General features: G+C 44.9%; 15 protein-coding genes. 7 read left to right on the top strand and 8 right to left on the bottom strand.

Annotated features, from left to right (window positions below):
- Positions 1-117: 117 nt before the first annotated feature.
- The 7 genes from NBH01_RS14895 to NBH01_RS14925 form a co-directional block, all read right to left on the bottom strand.
- Positions 118-1,422, bottom strand: coding sequence for an acetylxylan esterase (locus NBH01_RS14895; RefSeq protein WP_032840778.1), 1,305 nt, complete (start codon positions 1,420-1,422; stop codon positions 118-120).
- Positions 1,423-1,558: 136 nt separating this feature from the next.
- Positions 1,559-4,204, bottom strand: coding sequence for a glycoside hydrolase family 78 protein (locus tag NBH01_RS14900; protein WP_225680352.1), 2,646 nt, complete (start codon positions 4,202-4,204; stop codon positions 1,559-1,561).
- 5 nt (positions 4,205-4,209) lie between these two features.
- The gene (locus NBH01_RS14905) at positions 4,210-7,668 is read right to left on the bottom strand and encodes a glycoside hydrolase family 78 protein (RefSeq protein ID WP_234141236.1); all 3,459 of its coding nucleotides are present in this window, start codon (positions 7,666-7,668) and stop codon (positions 4,210-4,212) included.
- A 201-nt stretch (positions 7,669-7,869) separates the two neighbouring features.
- On the bottom strand, positions 7,870-9,243 hold the full coding sequence (locus NBH01_RS14910; RefSeq protein ID WP_016269903.1) for an aminopeptidase P family protein: 1,374 nt from the start codon (positions 9,241-9,243) through the stop codon (positions 7,870-7,872).
- Between the two features lie 86 nt (positions 9,244-9,329).
- A complete protein-coding gene (locus tag NBH01_RS14915) occupies positions 9,330-9,677 on the bottom strand; it encodes a type II toxin-antitoxin system HicB family antitoxin (RefSeq protein WP_008763599.1) in 348 nt (115 codons plus the stop codon).
- A 7-nt stretch (positions 9,678-9,684) separates the two neighbouring features.
- Positions 9,685-9,966, bottom strand: coding sequence for a type II toxin-antitoxin system HicA family toxin (locus tag NBH01_RS14920; RefSeq protein ID WP_008763600.1), 282 nt, complete (start codon positions 9,964-9,966; stop codon positions 9,685-9,687).
- A gap of 155 nt (positions 9,967-10,121) precedes the next feature.
- Positions 10,122-14,936: a RecQ family ATP-dependent DNA helicase gene (locus tag NBH01_RS14925; protein ID WP_022470792.1), complete on the bottom strand. Its 4,815-nt coding sequence runs from the start codon at positions 14,934-14,936 to the stop codon at positions 10,122-10,124.
- Positions 14,937-15,124: 188 nt separating this feature from the next.
- On the opposite strand from NBH01_RS14925, the gene rpoN reads away from it, so the two are divergent.
- The 7 genes from rpoN (at position 15,125) to NBH01_RS14960 (ending at position 22,768) form a co-directional block, all read left to right on the top strand.
- Positions 15,125-16,609: an RNA polymerase factor sigma-54 gene (gene rpoN / locus NBH01_RS14930; protein ID WP_250700166.1), complete on the top strand. Its 1,485-nt coding sequence runs from the start codon at positions 15,125-15,127 to the stop codon at positions 16,607-16,609.
- 41 nt (positions 16,610-16,650) lie between these two features.
- Entirely contained in the window at positions 16,651-17,322 is a 672-nt protein-coding gene (locus NBH01_RS14935) for a hypothetical protein (protein WP_008763602.1), read from the top strand.
- Positions 17,323-17,352: 30 nt separating this feature from the next.
- On the top strand, positions 17,353-17,733 hold the full coding sequence (gcvH, locus tag NBH01_RS14940; RefSeq protein WP_008765165.1) for a glycine cleavage system protein GcvH: 381 nt from the start codon (positions 17,353-17,355) through the stop codon (positions 17,731-17,733).
- 87 nt (positions 17,734-17,820) lie between these two features.
- Entirely contained in the window at positions 17,821-18,330 is a 510-nt protein-coding gene (gene purE / locus NBH01_RS14945) for a 5-(carboxyamino)imidazole ribonucleotide mutase (RefSeq protein ID WP_008763604.1), read from the top strand.
- Between the two features lie 118 nt (positions 18,331-18,448).
- The gene (locus tag NBH01_RS14950; RefSeq protein WP_011108331.1) at positions 18,449-20,290 is read left to right on the top strand and encodes a 4-hydroxy-3-methylbut-2-en-1-yl diphosphate synthase; all 1,842 of its coding nucleotides are present in this window, start codon (positions 18,449-18,451) and stop codon (positions 20,288-20,290) included.
- An 868-nt stretch (positions 20,291-21,158) separates the two neighbouring features.
- Positions 21,159-22,394, top strand: coding sequence for a site-specific integrase (locus NBH01_RS14955; RefSeq protein WP_004291422.1), 1,236 nt, complete (start codon positions 21,159-21,161; stop codon positions 22,392-22,394).
- Positions 22,395-22,405: 11 nt separating this feature from the next.
- Positions 22,406-22,768: a hypothetical protein gene (locus NBH01_RS14960; protein ID WP_004291423.1), complete on the top strand. Its 363-nt coding sequence runs from the start codon at positions 22,406-22,408 to the stop codon at positions 22,766-22,768.
- Between the two features lie 77 nt (positions 22,769-22,845).
- Here the strand turns inward: NBH01_RS14960 and NBH01_RS14965 are convergent, their stop codons facing one another.
- Positions 22,846-23,151, bottom strand: a complete 306-nt coding sequence (locus tag NBH01_RS14965; protein ID WP_004291424.1) for a helix-turn-helix domain-containing protein — start codon at positions 23,149-23,151, stop codon at positions 22,846-22,848.
- Between the last annotated feature and the right edge of the window lies 1 nt (position 23,152).

Consider the following 23,152-nt stretch of genomic DNA (forward strand, 5'->3'; position numbering starts at 1 on the left):
CACAGATTAATATGGTTTCGATTAAAACAGAACCATAAAAACTCTGTAAGCCGTGCCTGAATAATGATATGATAACAGTTATTTCTGCTTTCGGCGGTTTTTCCTTTTCTACTGCTTTTATTTCAGATGTTTCTTTATCCAAAGCAGATGTCCGTACTCTGTGTCACTGGAGGTCCAATGTTCATTAATAGGAGTGATCAATGCTTCTTTCGGGCAATTCAATACATTATATACAATGTAGCTGGTAGTCGGTGGACAAACGTCATCATTGAATCCCCATGTCATATAAGTATCCGCCCTGATTAATTGGGCAAAGTTCACCACATCATAATAAGCCATTGTTCTGATCTTTTCGGGAGTATCCATATCTACGGTATTTCGGAAGAAATGGGGGTAACCTCCGGCACGACCGGCTTTGTAACCTGCCATATCGCTTAGAGCCGGATGATTGGCTACGCAGGCCGTTACCCGCTGATCCAGTCCGGCGGTGACGAGTGCTAATGCTCCTCCCTGGCTGCCGCCTTGAACGATTACATTCTTTCCGTCCCATTCCGGTAGTGAGGTCAGTAGGTCGATGCTGCGGACACAGGCCAGATATACCCGTTTCATGTAATAGTTGTCGCGGCTGTCCAGACCGTTGGACAGGTAGCCATTTTCTCTGCCGTTGAAAGCGGCACTGATTTCTTTGAATTCTTCTTCGCTCATTTCCGGGTTCAGCCCGTGAATCTCTATTTCAAAACGGATGCAGCCTTGTTCGGCGTAATACTTATGTCGCAAAGGTTCCTTGATTGTTTTGATTCCTGCGCCCGGAGGACATAGTACGACAGGGTATTTGCCTTCTTTCTTCGGATAGAACAGGTAGCCGTAGATACTTTGTCCGCGTTGGTTCACCTGCAACTTGATAAGATAGCAGTCTATTTGGTCGGTCGAGTATTTCTTTACGTGCTCTTTGGTGTATGTCAGCGGAAATTTGGCCAGTTCCGCCTTTTCGTTCTCCCAGAATTGCTGAAAGTCGGCAGGCATGGTGGTATACGGACGGAGCTTTTCCGGCGAGAAACCCACTTTGACGTGATGGGAGTATTTCTTTCCGTCTACGGTGGTGGTCAGGCGGCAGTCTCGGAAGCCCGGTTTCTTCATGGTGCCTACGGGGATTGTTGCCTTTCCTTTTCTCATGATGACTGTTCCTTTGGTATCGGCAGGCATCATTTCTCCGCCTATTTCGAAATTAATCGCTATGCTATCTCCCGGAATGCCGTATTTGTAAAACTGTACTTCTACATTTGCCTGTTCTCCAGTTTTGTAAAGCCAGTCGGCATGATCGGGTACGGTTACCCAAAATACGTCACTCCGGTAGGGATTATTTTCGGCAACCGCGAGCAGCGTTGTCAGTAACAACGCTGCTGATACGTAAAATCTTCTCATATTCATTTTACTGTTCAATATAACTGTCATTCGTTTTCTCATTCTATTTTCCATCTGATCGGTTTGTTAATTACGCCGCAATATTAGGAAAGATTAGAAAAACAGAGGTCGATAAAATGTTCTATTAAGTGTAAATTTAGAGCAACTTCCACTCGAATGTATGTTTTCCGGCTTCTAACTCTATGACACGTTCTCCTTTCACAGTATCGGGCACGTATAAAGTGGCACTGCTGTTGGCAGGAATCGTCACGCTGTACACAACACTTTTTTTCTTACGTTCCCATTGGGACTGAATCTCTCCGTACGGAGAACGGTGTCTGGCCTCAAACTGCTTTAAATCACTGGGGAAGTTGGGGCGCAGGAGGATATGTTTAAAACCCGGCTGCTGTGGGTCGGGGAAGATACCGCCCAAGCCTTTATAGAACCATCCTCCGATTTCTCCGAACATCATGTGGTTGTCCGAAATGTCACGTGTAGCATTCAAATCCCAGTTTTCGAGCAGGGTGGTGGCTCCGTTGGCAATCCAGCAGCCCCATGACGGGTAGGTGTCTTGTGCAGCTACTTTATAAGCGGTTTCGGCTTCTCCGTTTTCACTCAAGGCGTTCAGTATGGCTTTGGCTCCCAATACACCCACATCCAGATGGAAACCGGCTTCTTCCACCTTCTTCGCCAGGTTGCGGGCTACTTTTGCTTTCATATCCTTGGGGACAATACCCCACATCAGCGGTACGCTCAGTTCCGTCTGAACGCCGCTGGCGTATATGCCGGTTTCCCTGTTCAGATATTTGTCATTGATCGCTTGCCTGATCTTTTCCGCAAGCGCCTGATAATGTTTGTAATCTTCCTGCTTGTTGAACAGCTTTGCGGCATTGGCCAGTATTTTAGTATCTACATAGAAGTATACCGATGAGGTCAGTTCTTTGGACGAATGCGATTTCACAGGAACCCAGTCTCCTCTTCCCCATGAAGTCAGTCCGCTTGGGCTGGTACGGTCTACGTAGTCTACATATCGTTTGATGTTTTCGTAGCAGTCGGCTAATAATTTGCTGTCTCCATAGAACAGATAAATATTCCAGGGAATAATGGCGATTGTACTCGTCCAGTCCAGACCGTTGTCCGTGCCGTATCCCCATCCTCCGGTCGGAATGATGTCGGGTAATACTCCGTTGGGTTGCTGTTCGTCACGGTGGTCGGCTAGCCATTTTTCGTAGACTGTGATGCCGTCATAATTATATAGTGCTGTTTCTATCGCAAAATGTCCGTCTCCCGTCCATCCGTTTTTCTCCCGTTGGGGGCAATCGGTGGGATACCCCATCAGATTGGACAGATAGGCGTTGTTGGTCGCCCACCACAACCGGTTTACGAGTGGGTTTGACGTGTTTATCTCTCCTTTTTGCGGAACGTCGCTATGAACGAAATAAGCAGTCAGACTGTTTTGATCGAGTGCGACAGGCTTACTGCTTGTCACTTCTACGTATCTGAAGCCTTTGTAGTTGAACCGTGCCATAAACTCGTCTTCTCCCTTTCCGCTCAGGATGAGAATATCCATCTGGAATGGGTCTTTGTCATCTACCGGACGATGGTATACGTCAATGTTTGACATATTCACCCGTCCGTTGTCATAGATGCGTTCGCCGTGTTTGAGCCTTACTACCGTTCCTTCTTCTCCGGATACCTTGATGCGGGTCACTCCGGACATATTTCTGGCAAAGTCGAATACATACGTCGTGTCGTTCACTTTCTTAAGCGCTTTTGCCGGTATTGTTTCTACGATACGAATCGGTTGTACCTGCTGGGATACGACGTTTTGAGAAGGTACAGCTCTGTAACCTGCTTCCTTCCATTTCGAATCGTCAAAATCTGCCGTATTCCAGCCTTTCTGTTCCAGGCGGGCGTCATAATGTTCCGCTGTATAGATGCTGTTGAAGATCAAGGCGCCCGATGAAGTCTTCCAGTCTCTTTCGGAGCGGATTACTTCTGTAGTACCGTCTTCGTAGGTAATTCTCAGGTCCATGCAAAAAGCGGGGCGGTTACGCCACGGTGCGCGGTCAAAGTCCCAGACTGCTTTTGACTGATGGTTGTACCAGCCATTTCCCAGCAGTACGCCAATCGCGTTTTTACCTTTCTGAAGTTGGTTGGTCACATCATAAGTCACATAGAAATTCCGTCTGTCGAAACGGGTATACAGCGGGTCTAGCCGATGGTTTCCAATTTTCTCTCCGTTGATGTATAATTCGTATAAACCGGCGACGGCGATGTACGCTCTGGCGGATTTGACTTTCTTTTGAGTGTCGAATGTTTTTCTGAAATAGGGGGCGGGCTTATAGTTGATGTCTCTGTTGTCGCCAATCCATGCGCCCTGCCAGTTTTCCATTCCCATCATTCCAGTCTCGAAGCTGTTGATGTCCGAAGTAGCCTTTTTGCCGTCCTTATCCCATACATTCACTTTCCAGTAATATTTGGTAAAGGGTTGAAGATTCTTTTCCGGATAGGTGACAAGGATTTGATCCGATTCTTTTTTCCCCGAGTTCCATATTTCCCCGTTTTCGTTGTTTGCTTTCAGTGAGTCTGTGCTGACTATTATCTGATAAGCAGTCTGCCGGGCTCTTTGTCGGGCATCGTTCAGCATCCACGACAATCTGGGATTGGCATTGTCGATGCCCAGCGGATTGATCAGGTGGTCGCAATGAAGGTTCACGGGCTTGCATTCTTCTTGCTTTTGTGCAAGGGTCGGTTGCAGTGCACAACATGCAAGTGCAGTCACTAAATATATTTTTTTCATTCTGTCTATTTGTTTTCCTTTTTAACCACAAACTGATATGTACCGGACTGTAGTTCTAATACTGCCTTTCCATTCATGAAAGTAACCGAAGAAACTCCTTCCGCTTTCACGGCAGTTTTTCCGCTTTCTTCTACTACATAGTCGAGAGTAGGTAATAGTAAGTGAAGAGTGGCGGTGGTGTTGGCAGGTATCGTCACTTGGTAAGAAACTGTTCCGTCATTTTCTTTTTTCCAGCTGCTCTTTATATCTCCATAACAGGAAGGGAACGAAGCATTTACCCAGTCAATCCGTTCCTGACCGGCGGCAACTTCCGGACGGTTGTCTGGAACCGGCTGTAATACGATGTGCTTGAATCCCGGACGTGTTTCGTCGATATCTATACCGCCCATTGTGCGGTACATCCATTCGGAGACTGCTCCATACGAGTAATGATTGAACGAGTTCATCGATACGGGGCCAAAACCTTTCTCTTTGGTATACGAATCCCAGCGTTCCCAGATAGTGGTTGCTCCCTGGTCTATGCTATACAGCCAGGAAGGGTTGTTCCGTTGCAGCAGTAGATCGTAAGCCGTATTTGATTCTCCGAACTGGCTTAATGTCTGATTCAGGATGGCTGTACCCACGAATCCTGTGCTCAGGCGGTTACCGTTGCCGGCAATCTTGCGGACCAGTGTTTCCACTCCTTTCTTACGTGCTTCTTCTGTCGGGAATAAATCCAGTTTCAAGGCAAGCAGATAGGCCGTCTGGCTCTTTTGTTTCAAATCTCCGTCTGCATCGATGTAGCGTGTCTGGAATTCTTTCTTGATTTCCTGTGCCAGCTTTCTGTAAGCCTTTGCTTTGGAGGCGTAGGCATCACAGTCGTCCGTTTTCAATGCTTCCGAAATTTTGGCCATCAATTGTGCCGTATATGCGTAGTAGCATACACTGACATAGCGGCGTTCGGTATCTTCGTACGATAGCCAGTCGCCATAATTTGTTCCGGCACCGTTATAGTTATAACCGTCTCCTTTTTGATGGGACAGGAACTCCATGTATTTCTCCATAGATGCATAATTGTCCTGCAATATCTTTTTGTTGTCGTACATCAGATAGATAGTCCAGGGAACGATGATACCGGCATCAGCCCAGGCTGCCTGTCCGTAGCCTACCCATGAGTGTGGGGCTACATCCGGATAGGCGCCGTCACTTCGCTGACCGTCACGCATATCTCTCATCCATTTTTCGAAGAAGGCGGATACGTTCGCATTATAAGAAGCGGCACGGCAGAACACTTGTGTGTCTCCGGTCCAGCCCAGACGTTCGTCTCTTTGCGGGCAGTCGGTAGGGATGCTCAGATAGTTGCCTCTTTGTCCCCACATGACATTGCTGTATAACTGATTGATTGACCGGCTGCTGGTGACAAACGAAGCTCCCTCTTCGGTAGCGGAACCGACCACTTCCCCTATCAGGGAAAGTACCTCGATGTCTTCACTTGCCGTTATCTCACAATACTGAAAACCGAAGAAGGTCATGGACGGATGGAATGATTCGCCTTCCTTGCTTCCTTTCAGGATATACTTCAATGTTGCTTTTGCACTTCTGAGGTTGGCGGTATATATACTTCCGGCAGGGCCGTCGTCTCCGCGTGATTTATCTCCCGTGTCGTTCAGCATCTCGCCGAAACGGAGTTTCATCTCCGTTCCCGATGCACCTTTTACTTTGAACCGAACCCAGCCGACCATGTTCTGACCTAAGTTGTAGACGGCCGTTTCCCCTTTCTTTAGCCGGATAGGAGCCGGTTTGTCCGTAACACTCACTACATTGATTTTACCGTCTTTTTCACCTTGGTAAACAGTAGTGGACAAAGGGATACGGCTCAGATGCGGACGTACCTGAACGGTGGGACCGGCAAAGGCGATTAACTCTCCTTTGAAATGAGGATTGACAGCCGTCTTGTTCCAGTTGGCAGTATTATATCCGGGCTTCGTCCATCCACTTTCTTTTCGGGCGTCATAAGTTTCTCCGTGGTAGATGTCTCCCATTCGTATGGCACCGTCCATGGATGACAGCCAGGAAAGGTCCGTTACTACCGTTTCCGAAGTGCCGTCCGTATATTTCAGTAATATCTTTGCGATGAATCCTACTTCGTGACTGCCATACTCTCCGTGGCAGACGTCACTGTTCCACCAGCCGGAGGATACCTGGGCGCCGACTGCGTTTTCTCCTTTCCGGAGCAAATCGGTGATGTCATACGTCTGATAGTGGGCTGTTTTGCTGAAATCCGTCCATTCCGGCTTCAATTCGTCATAGCGTATGCTGCCGTCTTCCATCTTGTTTCCTACCCGTTGTCCGTTGATAAACAAATCATAGACGCCTAGAGCCGAACTGTAGATGCGGGCGGATGCAATCTTCTTTTTTGCCTTGAATTCTTTACGGAACATGGGTACTCCGCTCATGTCAACCTGCAATACCCGATAATCGCCGGAACCGGAAACCATATTCAGTTTACGATTACCTCCCACAGATACGATTTCTCCGCCTTCAAAAGCGGACTGAGGTTTCTCGAAATCCTCTTTCAGAACGACTTTGGCTTCTTCCTTGTCGCCTTTCTGTTCGTACTCTGTCAGTACGATATTGTCAAACATGGCCGTTTCGTTGGTGTTATTTCCTCTGAATGCCCGGAAGCCGATATATCCATTTGATAGTTTGGAATCGGTGTCGGTATAGGTATCCACCAGTACCTTGTCAATATAAGTCTTGACCACTCCATCTTTTGCTTCGATTGCCAGATGGTGTTCTTTATTCAGCAAGTCGGATTTAGTGAAGAATTTGCCGATCGGAGTATCCGAACTTTGCAGGCGTCCCCTGTCATAAATATGTCTTCTGATCAAAGGTTCTTTTTCATTGTCCAGCGTATTGACAGACCACATGAATACGTTGGAAGCATCGCGTGCGCCGAAAAGAACGGATGCGTTGCCGGAAGTCAGTGTGACATCCATTTCCAGCAGCATTCGTGCCTTTGTCTGTTTCTTGTCTTCCGGATTGATTTTGGAATTCTTGTTTATTTGAGTTGCCTTGATCCATTGCGCTCCCGACCATCCGTCGGACAGCAGTCCTGTTTCGAAGAAAGCCTTTTCCGTCGAAGTCTCTTCTCCGGTTTTGTTGTTCCACACGGTTACTTTCCAATAATAGCGGGTGGAAGGGGTGAGAGCCGGTCCTGCATAACAGATGTGCAATGATTCGTCAGATGCCACCTTTCCGGAAGTCCAGACCGGATTTAGACAGGCTGCATCGGTCGCTACCGTGATTTGATAGGCTGTTTGTCTGACTCCTCTTTCCGCTGACTCTAGTTGCCAGCTGAATCGGGGAGCTGTTATGTCCAGCCCGATAGGATTGGTCAGATATTCAACCTGTAGTTTTTTGATTGCTGCATTCGTGGGCAGCAGAAAAAGAATAGATAAAAGTAACAAAGTAGTTCGTGCCATTAGTTTAAAGTATTAATAGTTTGTTATGATGGGGGATACTTGCAAATATAGTGCTTATTGTCTTGGATAGACATAAGAATTTTGACACTAATACTTAAAAATATGACCGTCCCCTTGAAATAATAAATGCCTATACTTGTTGTAGTACAGGCATTTATCGTTTTATGTGAATTCCGGCGCCATCTGTGAATAAAGCAGGGGTTATCTTAAAGCTTCCACTTCTTCGGGTGTCAGCGGAATTTTCTTGCCGAGTCGGCGGGCACCTGTCTCCGTGATGAGATAATCTTCTTCGTTGCGGATACCGCCGAAGTCTTTGTAATTTTCCACTTTGTCGTAATTGATAAAATCGGTGAACTTCTTTTCTGCTCTCCACATATCGATCAGTTCGGGGATGAAGTAAATGCCCGGTTCTACGGTATGTACGAATCCCGGTTCCAGTGGAATGGCGAGGCGTTGCGACTTGCGTCCGAACTGCGTGCTCTTCGGCTGACCGTTGTATCCTACCCATATCTCACCCAGATTTTCCATATCGTGAACATCCAGTCCCATCATGTGTCCTAATCCGTGCGGATAGAACAGGGCATGCGCGCCTTCGCGGACAGCATCTTCCGTATTTCCTTTCATTAGTCCGAGAGTTTTCATGCCGTCTACCATGACGCGGGCGGACAATTCGTATACATCCATATAAGGAATGCCCGGACGAAGCGCCTTGACAGATTCCAGATGCATCGCATTCTGGATTTCGTAAACTTCGCGCTGGCGGGTTGTAAATTTCTTATCCGCAGGAATCGTTGACGACATATCGCCTGCATAACCCGACTCGACTTCCGCACCTGCGTCAATCAGGAACAGATCGCCCGGTTTCACTTTATTTCCGTGATAATGGTTGTGCAGCGTCTGCCCGTTGATGGTGGCGATCGTTGCAAACGACAGTTCGCAGTTGTTGGACTCTGCCACGCGATTCATTTCCGCTACTACTTCATATTCGTACATTCCCGGACGAAGCACCTTCATGGCGGTGATGTGCATATCGGCAGTCACGTCACAGGCTTTTTCTATTTCTACGATTTCTTCCGCCGACTTGTAGTTGCGCTGAGCTATGACGGCACGGATGAAAGGTACGGAACCTTCCTGACGTGCAGGTGGTATTCCGAGCCAGTCCATCAGTTTCAGTTTATGTTCGGGGCGGTAGGGAGGAAGATAATGAATTGCTTTTCCACTCTGGACGCATTTGTGCAGATAGCCGACGATATCGGCGGAAGCCATCATTTCCCTGATGCCGACACGTTCGCATTTTTCGCGTAACGTAGGCTGTGAGCCCATCCATACGATGGCATCGATGGATAATTCGTCACCGAAAATAATTTCTTTGTCTTCGTCAATATCGATGATGGCCGAAAGTCCGGCACACGAAAGACCGAAATAATAAAGAAAAGTGGAGTCCTGACGATAACGGAACGTGTTATCCTCATAATTCAGCCCGCACTCGTCATTTCCCAGAAATAACAAAACTCCGGAGCCTAAATTCTTTTTCAGCAGGGCTCTGCGCTGCATATACGTCTCTTTGGCAAACATACTGTCCTAATTTTTAAGTTCGTGCAACAAAGATATAATAAAGAATGAAATATTACATAATCAACAAGTGACAATTAAGCTACGACTTACATAGAAAATTCTTTTTCTAATTCCTTTGTTACAGCTCTGTTGATAAATTCATTAATAGTAGTACCTGCGTTAGCGGCGGCTGTTGCTACCATTCCGTGCAGGTCGGAAGGCATACGTAGGACTAATTTTCCACTATACGGTTTACTTGGCTCCACTCCACGATCTTTGCAACTTGCCAAATAGTCGTCAATAGCCCCTTCAAAGTCACTCTTTAATTCACTGATGGTTTCACCTTCGTAAGTGATGCAATCTTTTTTAAGACCGAGAACTTTACCGAACAGGCAATTATCTTCTTCGTTGTATTCTACGCTACCAGCGTAACCTTTGTACTTTAACTGTCCCATAATTACTTTATTCTTTACTTTGTTCATATTTCTCAATCAGCTTGTTCTCACGGATATAAGCAAGTAACTGCTTCATCACGTATCCTTTAATAATATTAGACGGATGCGGCTTATGCATGATATACGAGCTTTTGTTATCAGCGCTTATAAATTCAACCCGTGAACCAGAAGTATTTCCTTTTTTTCCTTCACTATAACCAAATAACCCAAATAACCGTTTTACTTCATCGTAAGTGAAGTTCTTAGGCAATGTAAGGAAACGTTCTATTAGCTTTTCTTTTGTACCCATAATGTATAATGGTTTATGCAAAGATACTAAATTTAGTATCATGCTCAAGTGCTGGCTTTTCTTTTTATTAATTGATACTGATATTTAACATTAAAGCAAAGTAGATAACAGTGATTTTGAACTTAATTTGTTGTAAATTAAGATTTAATCTCTTATCAATCTGTGTTCTTTTCTACAATGATTTTAGGTAATACAATCTTAACCTCTTGTTTGTCTTTCCGTCTTTCCCAATATACTACGAAGTTGACAGCTGCCTCTTTAAGTCTATATCCTTTTTTATCTAACTCTTCAAGTGTATTTTGGAATTTTCTGGAGAAACGTAATATCTCGTTACCATGAAAGTCTGTACAGCCATTTGCTTTTAGCTGTAAAGGCATTCCACTTTTTAGATTATATATAGCGGCCTGACAATATGAGGAAATAAATGTGTCTAGATTTAAATCTTTGTGAGTTAATAAATAACATAGTCTTTGAGGTATAGGATATTGATTGTTGTCAGTCCGAATTTCTGTTAGTCCATTGACAATATTATTAAAATAATGTCCATTTAGATGGATAGATATGTTTTGTTTTGCACGAGTGATGGCAACATATATTTCACGTTTCTTTTCATCTGAGAGTGAGTTACCATTGTTAAGGAGTAAAAAGACATTGTCGAACTCCTTTCCTTTTGCTTTGTGGATGGTGGAGACAATAACTGTTTCACCTTGAGCTGAATAAAAGTCTTCTAGATTGGATTCAAATAGATAGGTTTTCCAGTCCGACAAATACTTTCGGGAGTAGATTTGTTCGAAAGTAAGTATGATGGAACGACATATTTCCCACGAAGAAGTATTGCCGAATTCGTATTTCAGCTTTCTCTTAGCTACTTCCCATCGTTCATTGTCGATAATATGGGTATCCTTAGTAAGATTTAGTACTTGGGTGAAATAGCGGATTTCATTTAAATCGCCTAAATAAAAATTACTGCTATTCGTTTGAACTAGTTTGGTGGCTATACCCTGTTCCTGTAAGAGGCATGATATAAAAACTGCTTCTTCGTTTGTTTTGGTGAGTACACCAGTCGTGCCTGCAAGCGGGCTTTCAACTACATCCTTTATTAAAGGAATAATTAAATTGTTTGATGGGTAGTAGGTGATACGAAGCGAACCATTCTCCGGTTGATGAGAGACAATAGGATTGTGCTTCATCCGATGAGGTATTTGATTGACAAATGAATTTGCGAATGTCACAAGATTGCTTTTACTTCTGAAGTTTTCATATAACTCATAAAAGCGTGCTTGGTATTTGCTGATGAGGTATTGCATATATTTGGAGTCTGATTTACGAAAGGAATAGATGTTTTGATCATCATCTCCTACAGCTATGACCTTTAGAGTTTCATTTTTATCTATAAGAGCAGTAATGAGATTGAATTCATCCTCTGTCATATCTTGTGCTTCATCAATTACAAGTACGCTTTTGGTGATACGGCTTATTTCAACTTCATCATTCTTGATTTTGTCTATTGTATCTTTAATGACAGATTCTGATTTCTCAATCGAACCTAGTTTGCCTAATAAGTCGAAACAATAGGAGTGAAAGGTCTTTATTTCAATGTAACCTACTGCATTTCCTATTAAATCATGAAGCCTTTTTCGGAATTCACTAGCTGCTGCTCGTGAGAAGGTAAGCATGAGTAACTGTTCATGTTTTACGTCTTCCATTAATAACAGAGAAGCCAGTTTATGTACGAGTAAACGGGTTTTGCCACTTCCCGGACCAGCTGCGACAACAATGTGTCCCGGCTGATTGTCATTAATAATATTTAGTTGGCTTTCGGATAGCTCTCCGAACAATTGCTTGTATTTGGTTGGAGTGATTCGTCTGCTAATCTCTTCTTTTCGTCCTCCTGGAAAATATTTTTGAATGAAAGACATATTGTTCAACCTGAAATAGTCATCAACGAATCGCTGTGCTTCTTGGTTGTTTTGGCTCATTTTTCGTGCATATTCTCCTACAATGTGAATCTTTTGTGTTTTGTTACTATAGAATTTTTCTAGTTTGCGATAATCGTCCTGCTTATACCGTATATTTGTGTCTCCCAATCGTTTAATCGTCATTCGGTTGTATATGACTAGAAATCCACCTTCTATTTGCAGAGCTCCTATCCGGGAAAGGTAAAAAAGCGTATCTTCTATATCTTCGAGAGTAGTCAGTTCTTGAAACAATACTTGTTGTTTTTCATAGCTTTCTTTTAATTCTACTACGGAAAATTCAACGAGAATTTCATCTCTTTTAGCTGAACCAGTTTCTGATTCAGTTTTTTCATATAGGTAATTTATTATAAACTCGGATAAAAGATGTCTGTCCTTTGTTTTTTTATCAAATGAAGTACTGGAGGATGAACACCGATAAATAGCACGATAGTTTCTATTATCATCTTTGTGTGAACGTATAATCCAGTTCTTTTCACACCAGAAATTTATGAGTGTTTTTAATTTGTCAAGACTAATCTCTTTTTTTATTTCAATTTCTGCTTGTTCACGTAATTCTTTCAAGTTAAATAACTTCTCTTCTTCATTAAACTGTGTGAGGAGGAAATCTTCCAAACAGTTGTATAGTCTGGTGATTTCAAGAGAACGGTTTCGCTGCTCTTTTTTGATTATATAAGCAGTGAGATCCTGATTGTCAGCCAATATCTTTTCGTCACGGAGTAAAGTTATTATCTGGATGACTTCATCATTGGGGATACCTAAATGATCGGAGATATAATCAATACGGGCCTCCGGTGCTTCATCATTTGCATACTTTCGACTTTTGGTTGATATGAGCTTTTTAATGATGCGAATAGCTTGCGTTTTTTGTTTTTCATTGAAGCGAGGAGACAGGTTAATTTTATCAATAGCTTCCTGAACTGTATTTGCCAATATACTGTCGGCAAATACACGTGGAATATTTTGTCCACGGCGTAAATATCCGGATTCTTCAAGTGCTGCTATGGCCGTGGTCACACGAGTTTCTATGTTGGTGACATTCTCATCCCATCCGGCTCTACGAGCTATCTCTAAAGCTGACTGCGAAACAGTCGGGCGCAAGCGAGTGTTATTTTTTATAGCTTTCCAGACCTGTTGTATTTCTCCGATATGTAACTTCGTTTGATTAAGCAGGATGAAATGCTTTGTTAAATCTTCTTCGTCAAAAAGAATATAACAAGAGGCTTCGATATTCTCGTCTCGGCCAGCTCTGCCCGATTCCTGTACATAATTCTCAAGTGAATCGGATATTTCATAATGGACTACGAGTCCTACATCTTTTTTGTCTACTCCCATTCCGAAAGCAGAAGTGGCTACCATAATTTGTACGATGCCGGAGATGAAATCGTTTTGGTTTTCTGTTTTATCCTTAATGTCCATTTTTCCATGGAAAGCTCTAACGGAAAAACCGTCTTGCTTTAAACGCGCTGCGAGGGTGGAAGCTGTTCTTGTGCGTGCTACATAAATAATTGTCGGGCATTTCTTTAACTCAATAATCTCCCTTAGACACGTATATTTCTCTTCTTGCTGACTTTTTTGGAATACTTGATATTCAAGGTTGGTCCGGTAACTGTTGGAGCGAAATAATTCTAACTGTATATTTAGCTTTTCTTTGAAATAAATGGAAATATCCTCAATCACTTCCTGTTTGGCTGTTGCTGTGAAACAAGAGACGGGTATTGGTTGTACCAAACCTTTTTTCAGTTGTAGTTGTCTGATATAATCACCTATGTAGAGATAGTCAACACGGAAATCTTGTCCCCATGAAGAAAAACAATGTGCTTCATCAATTACAAAACGAACAATTTTACGTCCCAATAATAATCTTTCAATTGATTTTGACCGTAATGATTCGGGAGATATATAAAGAATGGAAGCAGTTCCGTTTTCAACTCTTTCAAAAGATTCAGAACGTTCTATAGGATCAAGCAAACCATTGATAGTGACTGCATCTGTAATGGAATATTTTCGTAGGTTGTCCACTTGATCTTTCATTAAAGACTGTAGAGGAGAAATAACTACTGTGAGTCCTTTAACTAATTCTCCACTCATTAATGCCGGGACTTGAAAAGTGATAGATTTTCCTCCTCCTGTAGGGAAGATTGCGAGGAGTGATTTACCTTTTAAAGCAGCTTTTACTGCGTCTTCTTGCAAAGATTGATTGTTGTAAGTTCGATAAGAATCAAAACCAAAGAAAGTTTTTAATCCTTTATGTGCGTCAAAAACCTGATTACAAAAATCACATCCAGTCAAGCAAGGAGTATTACGTAATGCATACATGATTGACTCTACTTTCGGGTGCGAATGCAGTACCCAAGGTGGGGTAATAGAGTAGCGATCTTTACAATTGATTAGGGCAAGGCAATAAGCTAATTCGACAGGAGATTGGTTGATATAGTTTGTAAGTGGGGCATACTTACATAAATCACCGTCAAATCTGCGGTTTATGATAGCATCTAAATCCTCCTGCTGCTTTTCGTAGTTATAAGTAATATAATCAAAAAAGTAACCGAACTCTTTGGTATGATATAATAGTGCAAAATAGATATCCTTTAAATCTTTGTCCAGACAATTAAATGCTTCTACCTCAGAGAGGAATAGCTCTTGTGCTTTGATTGAATCATTTAGTGGGTTGCTGAGGCTTTCTGTTTGTAATTTGTCGTCTTTCAATAAATGATGGTAAGGTCTTGCCGGAAATAATAAAGGCGAGAGATAGAGAGTGTCTATTACTTTGGGGTGTTTGTATCCGACTTGCGCAAATAAAGGCGAAATATATTGAAGATCATGATTCAAGATGTTATGTCCGCCTATATATTCTGTTTGTGCAATGAATTGCATCAAATCTTTGGGCGAGTTGCAATGAAAAGAAGCTCCGTCATGGCGAATAGCTCCTATATCCAAAATCTGACGATTAGTTGGATTAATTTCAAGGTCAATAAAGGTGATATTTGTCATGCCTGTTTTTTTTAATCAACTGTTCAAAGATAATACTAATTTACAAAAGTATAATGAACTTCATAGAATAAATATTTGTTTAATTTATAAATTACTGTGATAGGATTAAAAATAATCCCACTAATCTGTGTAATCTCTCGTTAAAAAGTTACTTTTGTAGCGAGAAACAGTAGAAAGCAAAAACGAATATGGCACAAGGTTCCCGTCAAATACAATCGCAGGCGCAACAGCAGATACAAACGCTCTCGCCACAGCAGATTCTGGTCGTGAAGTTGTTGGAGCTTCCCGCAGTCGAGCTGGAAGACCGTATCCATGCTGAACTATTGGAAAATCCGGCGCTTGAAGAAGGCAAAGAAGACGCTGCTACAGATGAATATGCCGATGGCGTCAGTCCGAAAGAAGGCATGGATAACGATGCCAATGATTATGATTCTTTAAGTGATTATCTCACCGAAGACGATATCCCCGACTATAAATTGCAGGAAAACAACCGCTCGAGGGACGAGCAGGCGGAAGATATTCCTTTCTCCGACGCCACCTCTTTTTATGAAATCCTGAAAGAACAACTCCGTGAACGTAACCTGACCGAGCACCAGTGCGAACTGGTGGAATATCTGATCGGTTCGCTGGACGATGACGGACTGCTCCGTAAATCGCTGGAAAGTATCTGTGACGAACTGGCTATCTACGCCGGTATCGAATCTACGGAAGAAGAACTGGAAGAGGCTCTGTGCATCCTGCAGGATTTTGACCCGGCAGGTATCGGAGCACGCAACCTTCAGGAATGTCTGATGATACAGATTCTGCGCAAGAAGAGCGAAGAGAAGAAGCCGTCACCGATATTGAACCTGGAAGAGCGCATCATCAGTGACTGTTATGAAGAATTTACCCGGAAGCACTGGGAGAAAATCATTAAGAAACTGGATGTCAGAGAAGAGACTTTCAATGAGGCGATTGCCGAAATAACCAAGTTGAATCCCCGTCCGGGTGCTTCGCTCGGAGAAACCATCGGAAGAAACCTTCAGCAGATTGTTCCCGATTTTCTGGTGGATACCTACGATGACGGAACGATTAACGTAAGCCTGAATAACCGCAATGTTCCCGAACTCCGGATGAGCCGCGACTTTACCGAGATGGTGGAGGAGCATACCAAAAATAAGGCGAACCAGTCCAAAGAGTCGAAAGAAGCCATGATGTTCCTGAAACAGAAGATGGATGCGGCACAAGGATTTATCGATGCGGTGAAGCAGCGGCAGAATACATTGATGACTACCATGCAGGCGATTATCGACTTGCAGCGTCCTTTCTTCCTCGAAGGCGACGAGTCATTGCTGAAACCGATGATTCTCAAAGATGTGGCAGAACGTACCGGACTGGATATCTCTACGATTTCCCGTGTCAGCAACAGCAAATACGTACAGACCAACTTCGGCATCTATCCGCTTAAATTCTTCTTCAGCGATGGCTATACGACGGAAGACGGAGAGGAAATGTCCGTACGCGAGATACGTAAGATTCTGAAAGAATGCATTGACGGAGAAGACAAAAAGAAACCGCTGACAGATGACGAACTGGCGGATATCCTGAAGGAAAAAGGCTATCCTATCGCCCGCCGTACGGTGGCGAAATACCGTCAGCAGTTGAATATACCGGTGGCAAGACTGAGAAAGTGAGTTTAAAGTATTAACTATAAAGTATTAAGTATTAGGTGCTGATGGATAAAGAAAAAGAGCATATCATAGCGGATAAAACAATGTTGCGGGTGGCACGGATCACCTCCATCGTGTTTACTCCATTTTCTATACCGTTTCTGGCGTTTCTGGTGTTATTCCTGTTTTCTTATCTCCGTATCATGCCGATACTTTATAAGGGAATTGTGTTGGGAATCGTTTACTGCTTCACCATACTGACGCCCACCATCACCATTTTCCTGTTCCGGAAGATCAATGGGTTTGCCCGTCAGGAACTGAGTGAGCGTAAGAAACGTTATGTACCTATCCTGCTGACTATCATCTCGTATGTGTTCTGCCTGCTGATGATGCGGAAACTGAATATTCCCTGGTATATGACCGGAATCATTTTTGTTTCCCTGGTGATATCGATCATCTGCATTCTGGTCAATCTGAAATGGAAACTGAGCGAACACATGGCGGGGATGGGCGGTATTATCGGCGGACTGGTTTCGTTCAGTGCGCTGTTCAGCTATAATCCGGTAGTGTGGTTGTGCCTGTTTATTCTGATTGCAGGCATACTGGGCTCGGCGCGGATTGTGCTGGGGCATCACACCTTGGGCGAGGTCCTTTCCGGTTTTGTAGTCGGGCTGGTCTGCTCTTTTTTGATACTCCATCCGGCGTACAACCTTATATTCAGAGTATTTTTATTTTAAAAACAATATAAATCCTAAAAACTAATTATTATGAACTTTCCACAGAACTTGAAGTACACGAATGAACACGAGTGGATTCGCGTAGAAGGAGACATCGCTTATGTAGGTATCACAGATTACGCACAGGAACAACTGGGCGATATTGTATTCGTTGATATTCCTACCGTAGGAGAAACGTTGGAAGCCGGAGAAACTTTCGGAACGATTGAAGTGGTAAAGACCATTTCCGATCTTTTCTTACCGTTGGCAGGCGAGATACTCGAACAGAACGAAGCTTTGGAAGAAAATCCGGAGCTGGTAAACAAAGACCCTTACGGCGAAGGCTGGCTGATCAAGATGAAGCCTGCCGATGCCAGTGCTGCGGAAGACCTGCTCGATGCCGAAGCATACAAGGCGGTAGTGAACGGCTGAAACTGAATAAGCAGTACTTCTGCCTCTCCCCATAGGGGGAGGTGGTAGGTAAATGAATGTATGTAATAACTTTTAGATTAGATGAAAATGACTCCAATTGTAAGTATCATCATGGGTAGCACGTCCGACCTTCCTGTTATGGAGAAGGCTGCGCAACTGCTGAATGATATGCATGTACCGTTCGAAATGAACGCCCTTTCTGCTCACCGCACGCCGGAGGCTGTGGAAGAGTTTGCCAAAAATGCCCGTAGCCGTGGCATTAAAGTAATCATCGCTGCTGCCGGAATGGCTGCCGCCCTTCCGGGTGTCATCGCAGCCAACACAACGCTTCCGGTGATCGGAGTACCTGTAAAAGGCTCTGTGCTCGATGGTGTAGACGCTCTGTACTCCATCATTCAGATGCCTCCGGGCATTCCTGTGGCTACGGTTGCTATCAATGGAGCGATGAATGCGGCTATCCTTGCCATTCAGATGCTTGCATTGAGCGATGCCGCATTGGCTGAGGCTTTTGCTGCTTACAAAGAAGGACTGAAAAAGAAAATCGTAAAGGCAAACGAAGAACTGAAAGAAGTGAAGTTCGAATATAAAACTAATTAATTGACAATTGACAATTGACAATTGACAATGGGCTGGCGCTGTGGGTGCTTTGTTGAGCTTGTTGTTGATTCTCGATTCTCAATTGTCAATTGTCAACTGTCAATTGTCAATTGAAAAGATGGATTTATTCAATTACTTTCGAAGAGAAACATCCGAAGTAAATATTGGGGCTGTACCTTTGGGTGGCCCCAATCCTATTCGTATCCAGTCGATGACGAACACGTCCACTATGGATACAGAAGCTTGTGTGGAACAAGCCAAACGCATCGTCGATGCCGGCGGCGAGTATGTACGACTGACCACGCAGGGTGTCAAGGAAGCGGAAAATCTGATGAATATCAATATCGGGCTACGAAGTCAGGGATATATGGTTCCGTTGGTGGCTGATGTGCATTTTAATCCGAAAGTGGCCGATGTAGCAGCTCAATATGCAGAAAAGGTACGGATCAATCCGGGCAATTATGTAGATGCAGCGCGTACTTTTAAGAAACTGGAATATACCGACGAGGAGTATGCGCAGGAGATACAGAAGATTCACGACCGTTTTGTGCCGTTTCTGAATATCTGTAAGGAGAATCATACGGCTATCCGCATCGGAGTCAATCACGGTTCCCTGTCCGACCGTATCATGTCCCGCTACGGAGACACTCCCGAAGGGATGGTGGAATCCTGTATGGAATTCCTGCGTATCTGTGTGGCGGAACATTTCACGGATGTGGTGATTTCGATCAAGGCTTCCAATACGGTGGTGATGGTGAAGACCGTCCGCTTGCTTGTTGCCGTGATGGAACAGGAGGGAATGTCATTTCCCCTGCATCTTGGAGTGACGGAGGCCGGAGACGGAGAAGACGGACGTATAAAATCTGCCTTGGGCATCGGTGCATTGCTTTGTGACGGATTGGGAGATACGATTCGTGTGTCGCTTAGTGAGGCTCCCGAAGCGGAAATTCCCGTAGCGCGCAAGCTGGTGGATTATGTTCTGTTGAGGCAGGATCATCCGTATATCCCGGGTATGGAGGCACCGGAATTTAATTATCTTTCTCCTTCGCGCCGCAAGACGCGGGCAGTGCGGAATATCGGGGGCGAACATCTCCCTGTCGTTATTGCCGACCGCATGGATGGGAAGACGGAAGTCAATCCGCAGTTTACTCCGGATTATATCTATGCCGGAAGAACGTTGCCCGAACAGCGGGAAGAAGGAGTGGAATATATCCTTGATGCCGATGTATGGGAAGGGGAGGCCGGAACATGGCCTGCTTTCAATCATGCGCAGTTGCCGTTGATGGGCGAGTGCAGTGCAGAACTGAAATTCCTGTTTATGCCTTACATGGCGCAAACGGATGAAGTGATTGCCTGTCTTAAGGTGCATCCCGAAGTTGTGGTTATTTCTCAGAGCAATCATCCGAATCGCCTGGGCGAGCACCGTGCATTGGTGCATCAACTTATGACGGAAGGTCTGGAGAATCCGGTTGTTTTCTTCCAGCATTATGCGGAGGACGAGGCGGAAGATTTGCAGATTAAGTCCGCCGTTGATATGGGAGCATTGATTTTTGACGGTTTATGTGACGGGATTTTCCTGTTCAATCAAGGAAGTCTGAGTCATGCGGTAGTAGATGCTACTGCCTTCGGTATCTTGCAGGCAGGACGCACCCGTACTTCTAAAACGGAATATATTTCTTGTCCGGGCTGCGGTCGTACGCTTTATGATCTGGAAAAGACAATTGCGCGTATCAAGGCGGCTACCTCACATCTGAAAGGCTTGAAAATCGGCATCATGGGATGTATCGTCAACGGTCCCGGTGAGATGGCGGATGCCGACTACGGCTATGTAGGTGCCGGACGCGGAAAAATCAGCCTTTATAAAGGTAAAGTTTGCGTAGAGAAAAACATACCCGAAGAAGAGGCGGTGGAACGGTTGCTGGAATTTATCCGCAATGATCGGAAAGAACTGGAACTTTAATCAGTTATACTTTTAAATAGTTAAGACAGGAGTTGCTTTAAGTTTGCTTAAGGCAACTCCTGTCTTTTATTATAGTATACACAAACATTTATCCGTACAAGGGGAAGATAACCACCCGGGATTAATAGTAGGAGAACCGTTCATTAGGCTATTATGTAGGTTAGATTAATGTATTCTGTCAGTAAGAAGAAGTCATTTCACGTACATGGGTCCATCAGTCCACGTACGTGATCTATTGGGTTCATGTACGTGAACCGAACGGTCCACGCACGTGAAACGAATACATGAAACGTACTAAATGTACTTCCCTAATAATGGTTGACTTGTTTATCTCTAATAGCTGCTATGTGTTGACTAGAAATATTACTAACCCTGGCAGCTGTTTACTTTATTATTTATTATTCCTGCCTCCGGTTTACTTATTTTTTTCTTATTCCTTTAACCGGTTGACTCTTCTCTTTGAAAGAAGAAAAAAGAAAGGAACTCACCCTTTTTCCTCTTTCTATCCCGCTAGCAGGGCATTCTTGGTCTTTTAGGTTGCAAAGTTACTACAAAAAAGTGAAATGCGGAAAGATATAGTGATAGAATTGAGTTACAAGGGTTTTGGTTGAAGTGGCGATAATCCGTGAAGCCATTACAATCCCTGCCGAAGCCAAATCCTGACGCCGCTACGTTACTTGTTCGTAACCATGCCCGAAAATGCGACAAACGGGTACGAATAGCGAAACAAGGCTCTAAGGAATAGTGAGTTATCCATAACTCATGCGAAAAATCAGGTTACGGAAAAAGATTGCGCCGTTCCTCCCCGTTTTGCGTACCAACACCGGACTCTTCACCAACTAATTTTGAAACCCAAAAATTAAGGACAATGAAGAGTACATTTTCAGTAATCTACTACCTCAAGCGTCAGGTAGTGAAAAAGGACGGGACAGTTCCCGTCATGGGACGCATCACGGTGGACGGCAGCCAGACACAGTTCAGCTGCAAACTGACTGTCGATCCGAAACTGTGGGACACCAAAGGTGGACGTGTCACGGGCAGAAGCACGGCGGCACTCGAAACGAACCGTATGCTTGACAAGATGCGGGTACGCATCAACAGGCATTATCAGGAAATCATGGAGCGTGACAACTTCGTCACGGCGGAGAAGGTGAAGAACGCCTTTCTCGGACTGGAACACCGCTACCACACGCTGATGCAGGTGTTCCGCCAGCACAACGAGGACTACGAGAAGCAGGTGGAGGCAGGCATGAAAGCCAAAGGCACGCTGCTGAAGTACCGCACCGTTTACAAGCACATGCAAGAGTTCCTCGACATCCGCTACCATGTGAAGGACATCGCCCTAAAAGAGCTTACCCCGGCTTTCATCTCCGACTTCGAGATGTTCCTGCGCACGGACAAGCACTGCTGCACCAATACCGTGTGGCTGTACGTCTGCCCGTTACGGACGATGGTATTCATCGCCATCAACAACGAGTGGCTGACGCGCGACCCGTTCCGCGAGTATGAAATCAAGAAGGAGGAAACAACACGCAGTTTCCTGACCAAAGATGAGATCCGCCTGCTGATGGAGGGGAAACTGAAAAACGCCAAACAGGAATTGTACCGCGACCTCTACCTGTTCTGCGCCTTCACGGGGCTGTCGTTCGCGGATATGCGCAACCTTACGGAAGAGAATATCCGCACCTACTTCGACGAACACGAGTGGATAAACATCAACCGCCAGAAAACGGGCGTGGTGTCCAACATCCGCCTGCTCGACATCGCCAACCGCATAATCGGCAAATACCGGGGACTGTGCGGGGACGGCAGGATATTTCCCGTTCCGCATTATAACACGTGCCTTGCCGGTATCCGTGCCGTCGCCAAGCGTTGCGGCATCACCAAGCATATCACGTGGCATCAGAGCCGCCACACGGCAGCCACGACGATATTCCTCTCCAACGGTGTTCCCATCGAAACGGTCAGCTCCATGCTCGGACACAAGAGCATAAAGACGACGCAGATTTACGCAAAGATAACCAAAGAGAAGCTCAATCAGGACATGGAGAACCTTGCCGCAAGATTGAACGGCGTCGAGGAATTTGCAGGTTGCACCATCTAAAAAGAAAAGCCATGAAACGTGACACAATCATCATCGAGGACAAGGCAGTCAGCGTAACCGGTAACGACGTGTGGATGACCGCCACCGAAATAGCCGGATTGTTCCATACGACCGTCCCGGCAGTGAACGCCGCCATCAGAGCCGTCCGCAAGTCGGACGTGCTGAACGACTACGAGGTGTGCCGCTACATGCAGCTTGAAAACGGGCTGCACGCGGACGTGTACGCCCTTGAAATCATCATCCCGGTCGCTTTCAGGGTGAATACCTACAACACCCACCTGTTCCGCACATGGCTGGTGGGAAAGGCACTCTCACAAGAGAAACGGCAGACATACGTGATGTTCATACAGAACGGAAAAGCCGGGTATTGCTGATTGCACATACCCCATAAGACAAGTAAACGGGTAGCACCACAAAAGGTGTCACCCGTTTACTTTTTCATGAAACCGCCTCACTCCAGCGGCTTGCGGTAGTTCGCTTCCAGTACCCCGCGCAGCCCCGTTTCCGGGTAAAGCACCTTCCCTCCCAAAAGTATGAAGGGCAACACGCGGTTGTTGCGGTATTCCTGCAAGGTGCGCCGGCTCACACGGAGCAGTTCCGACACCTCGCCGTCCGTCAGGTAACGTTCCCCGTCCAGCGGAGGACGGTAGCTTTCCAGAAATGCGGACAGCCATTTCGAGCCTTTGCGCATATCCTGCACCACAGAGGCTATCGGCTCGTCTTCCATCGTAAAAACATCGTTGTTCTCGTTCATCATA

It is taken from the genome of Bacteroides sp. B1-V-101, from assembly GCF_023656585.1.
Classification (GTDB): Bacteria; Bacteroidota; Bacteroidia; order Bacteroidales; family Bacteroidaceae; genus Bacteroides; species Bacteroides thetaiotaomicron.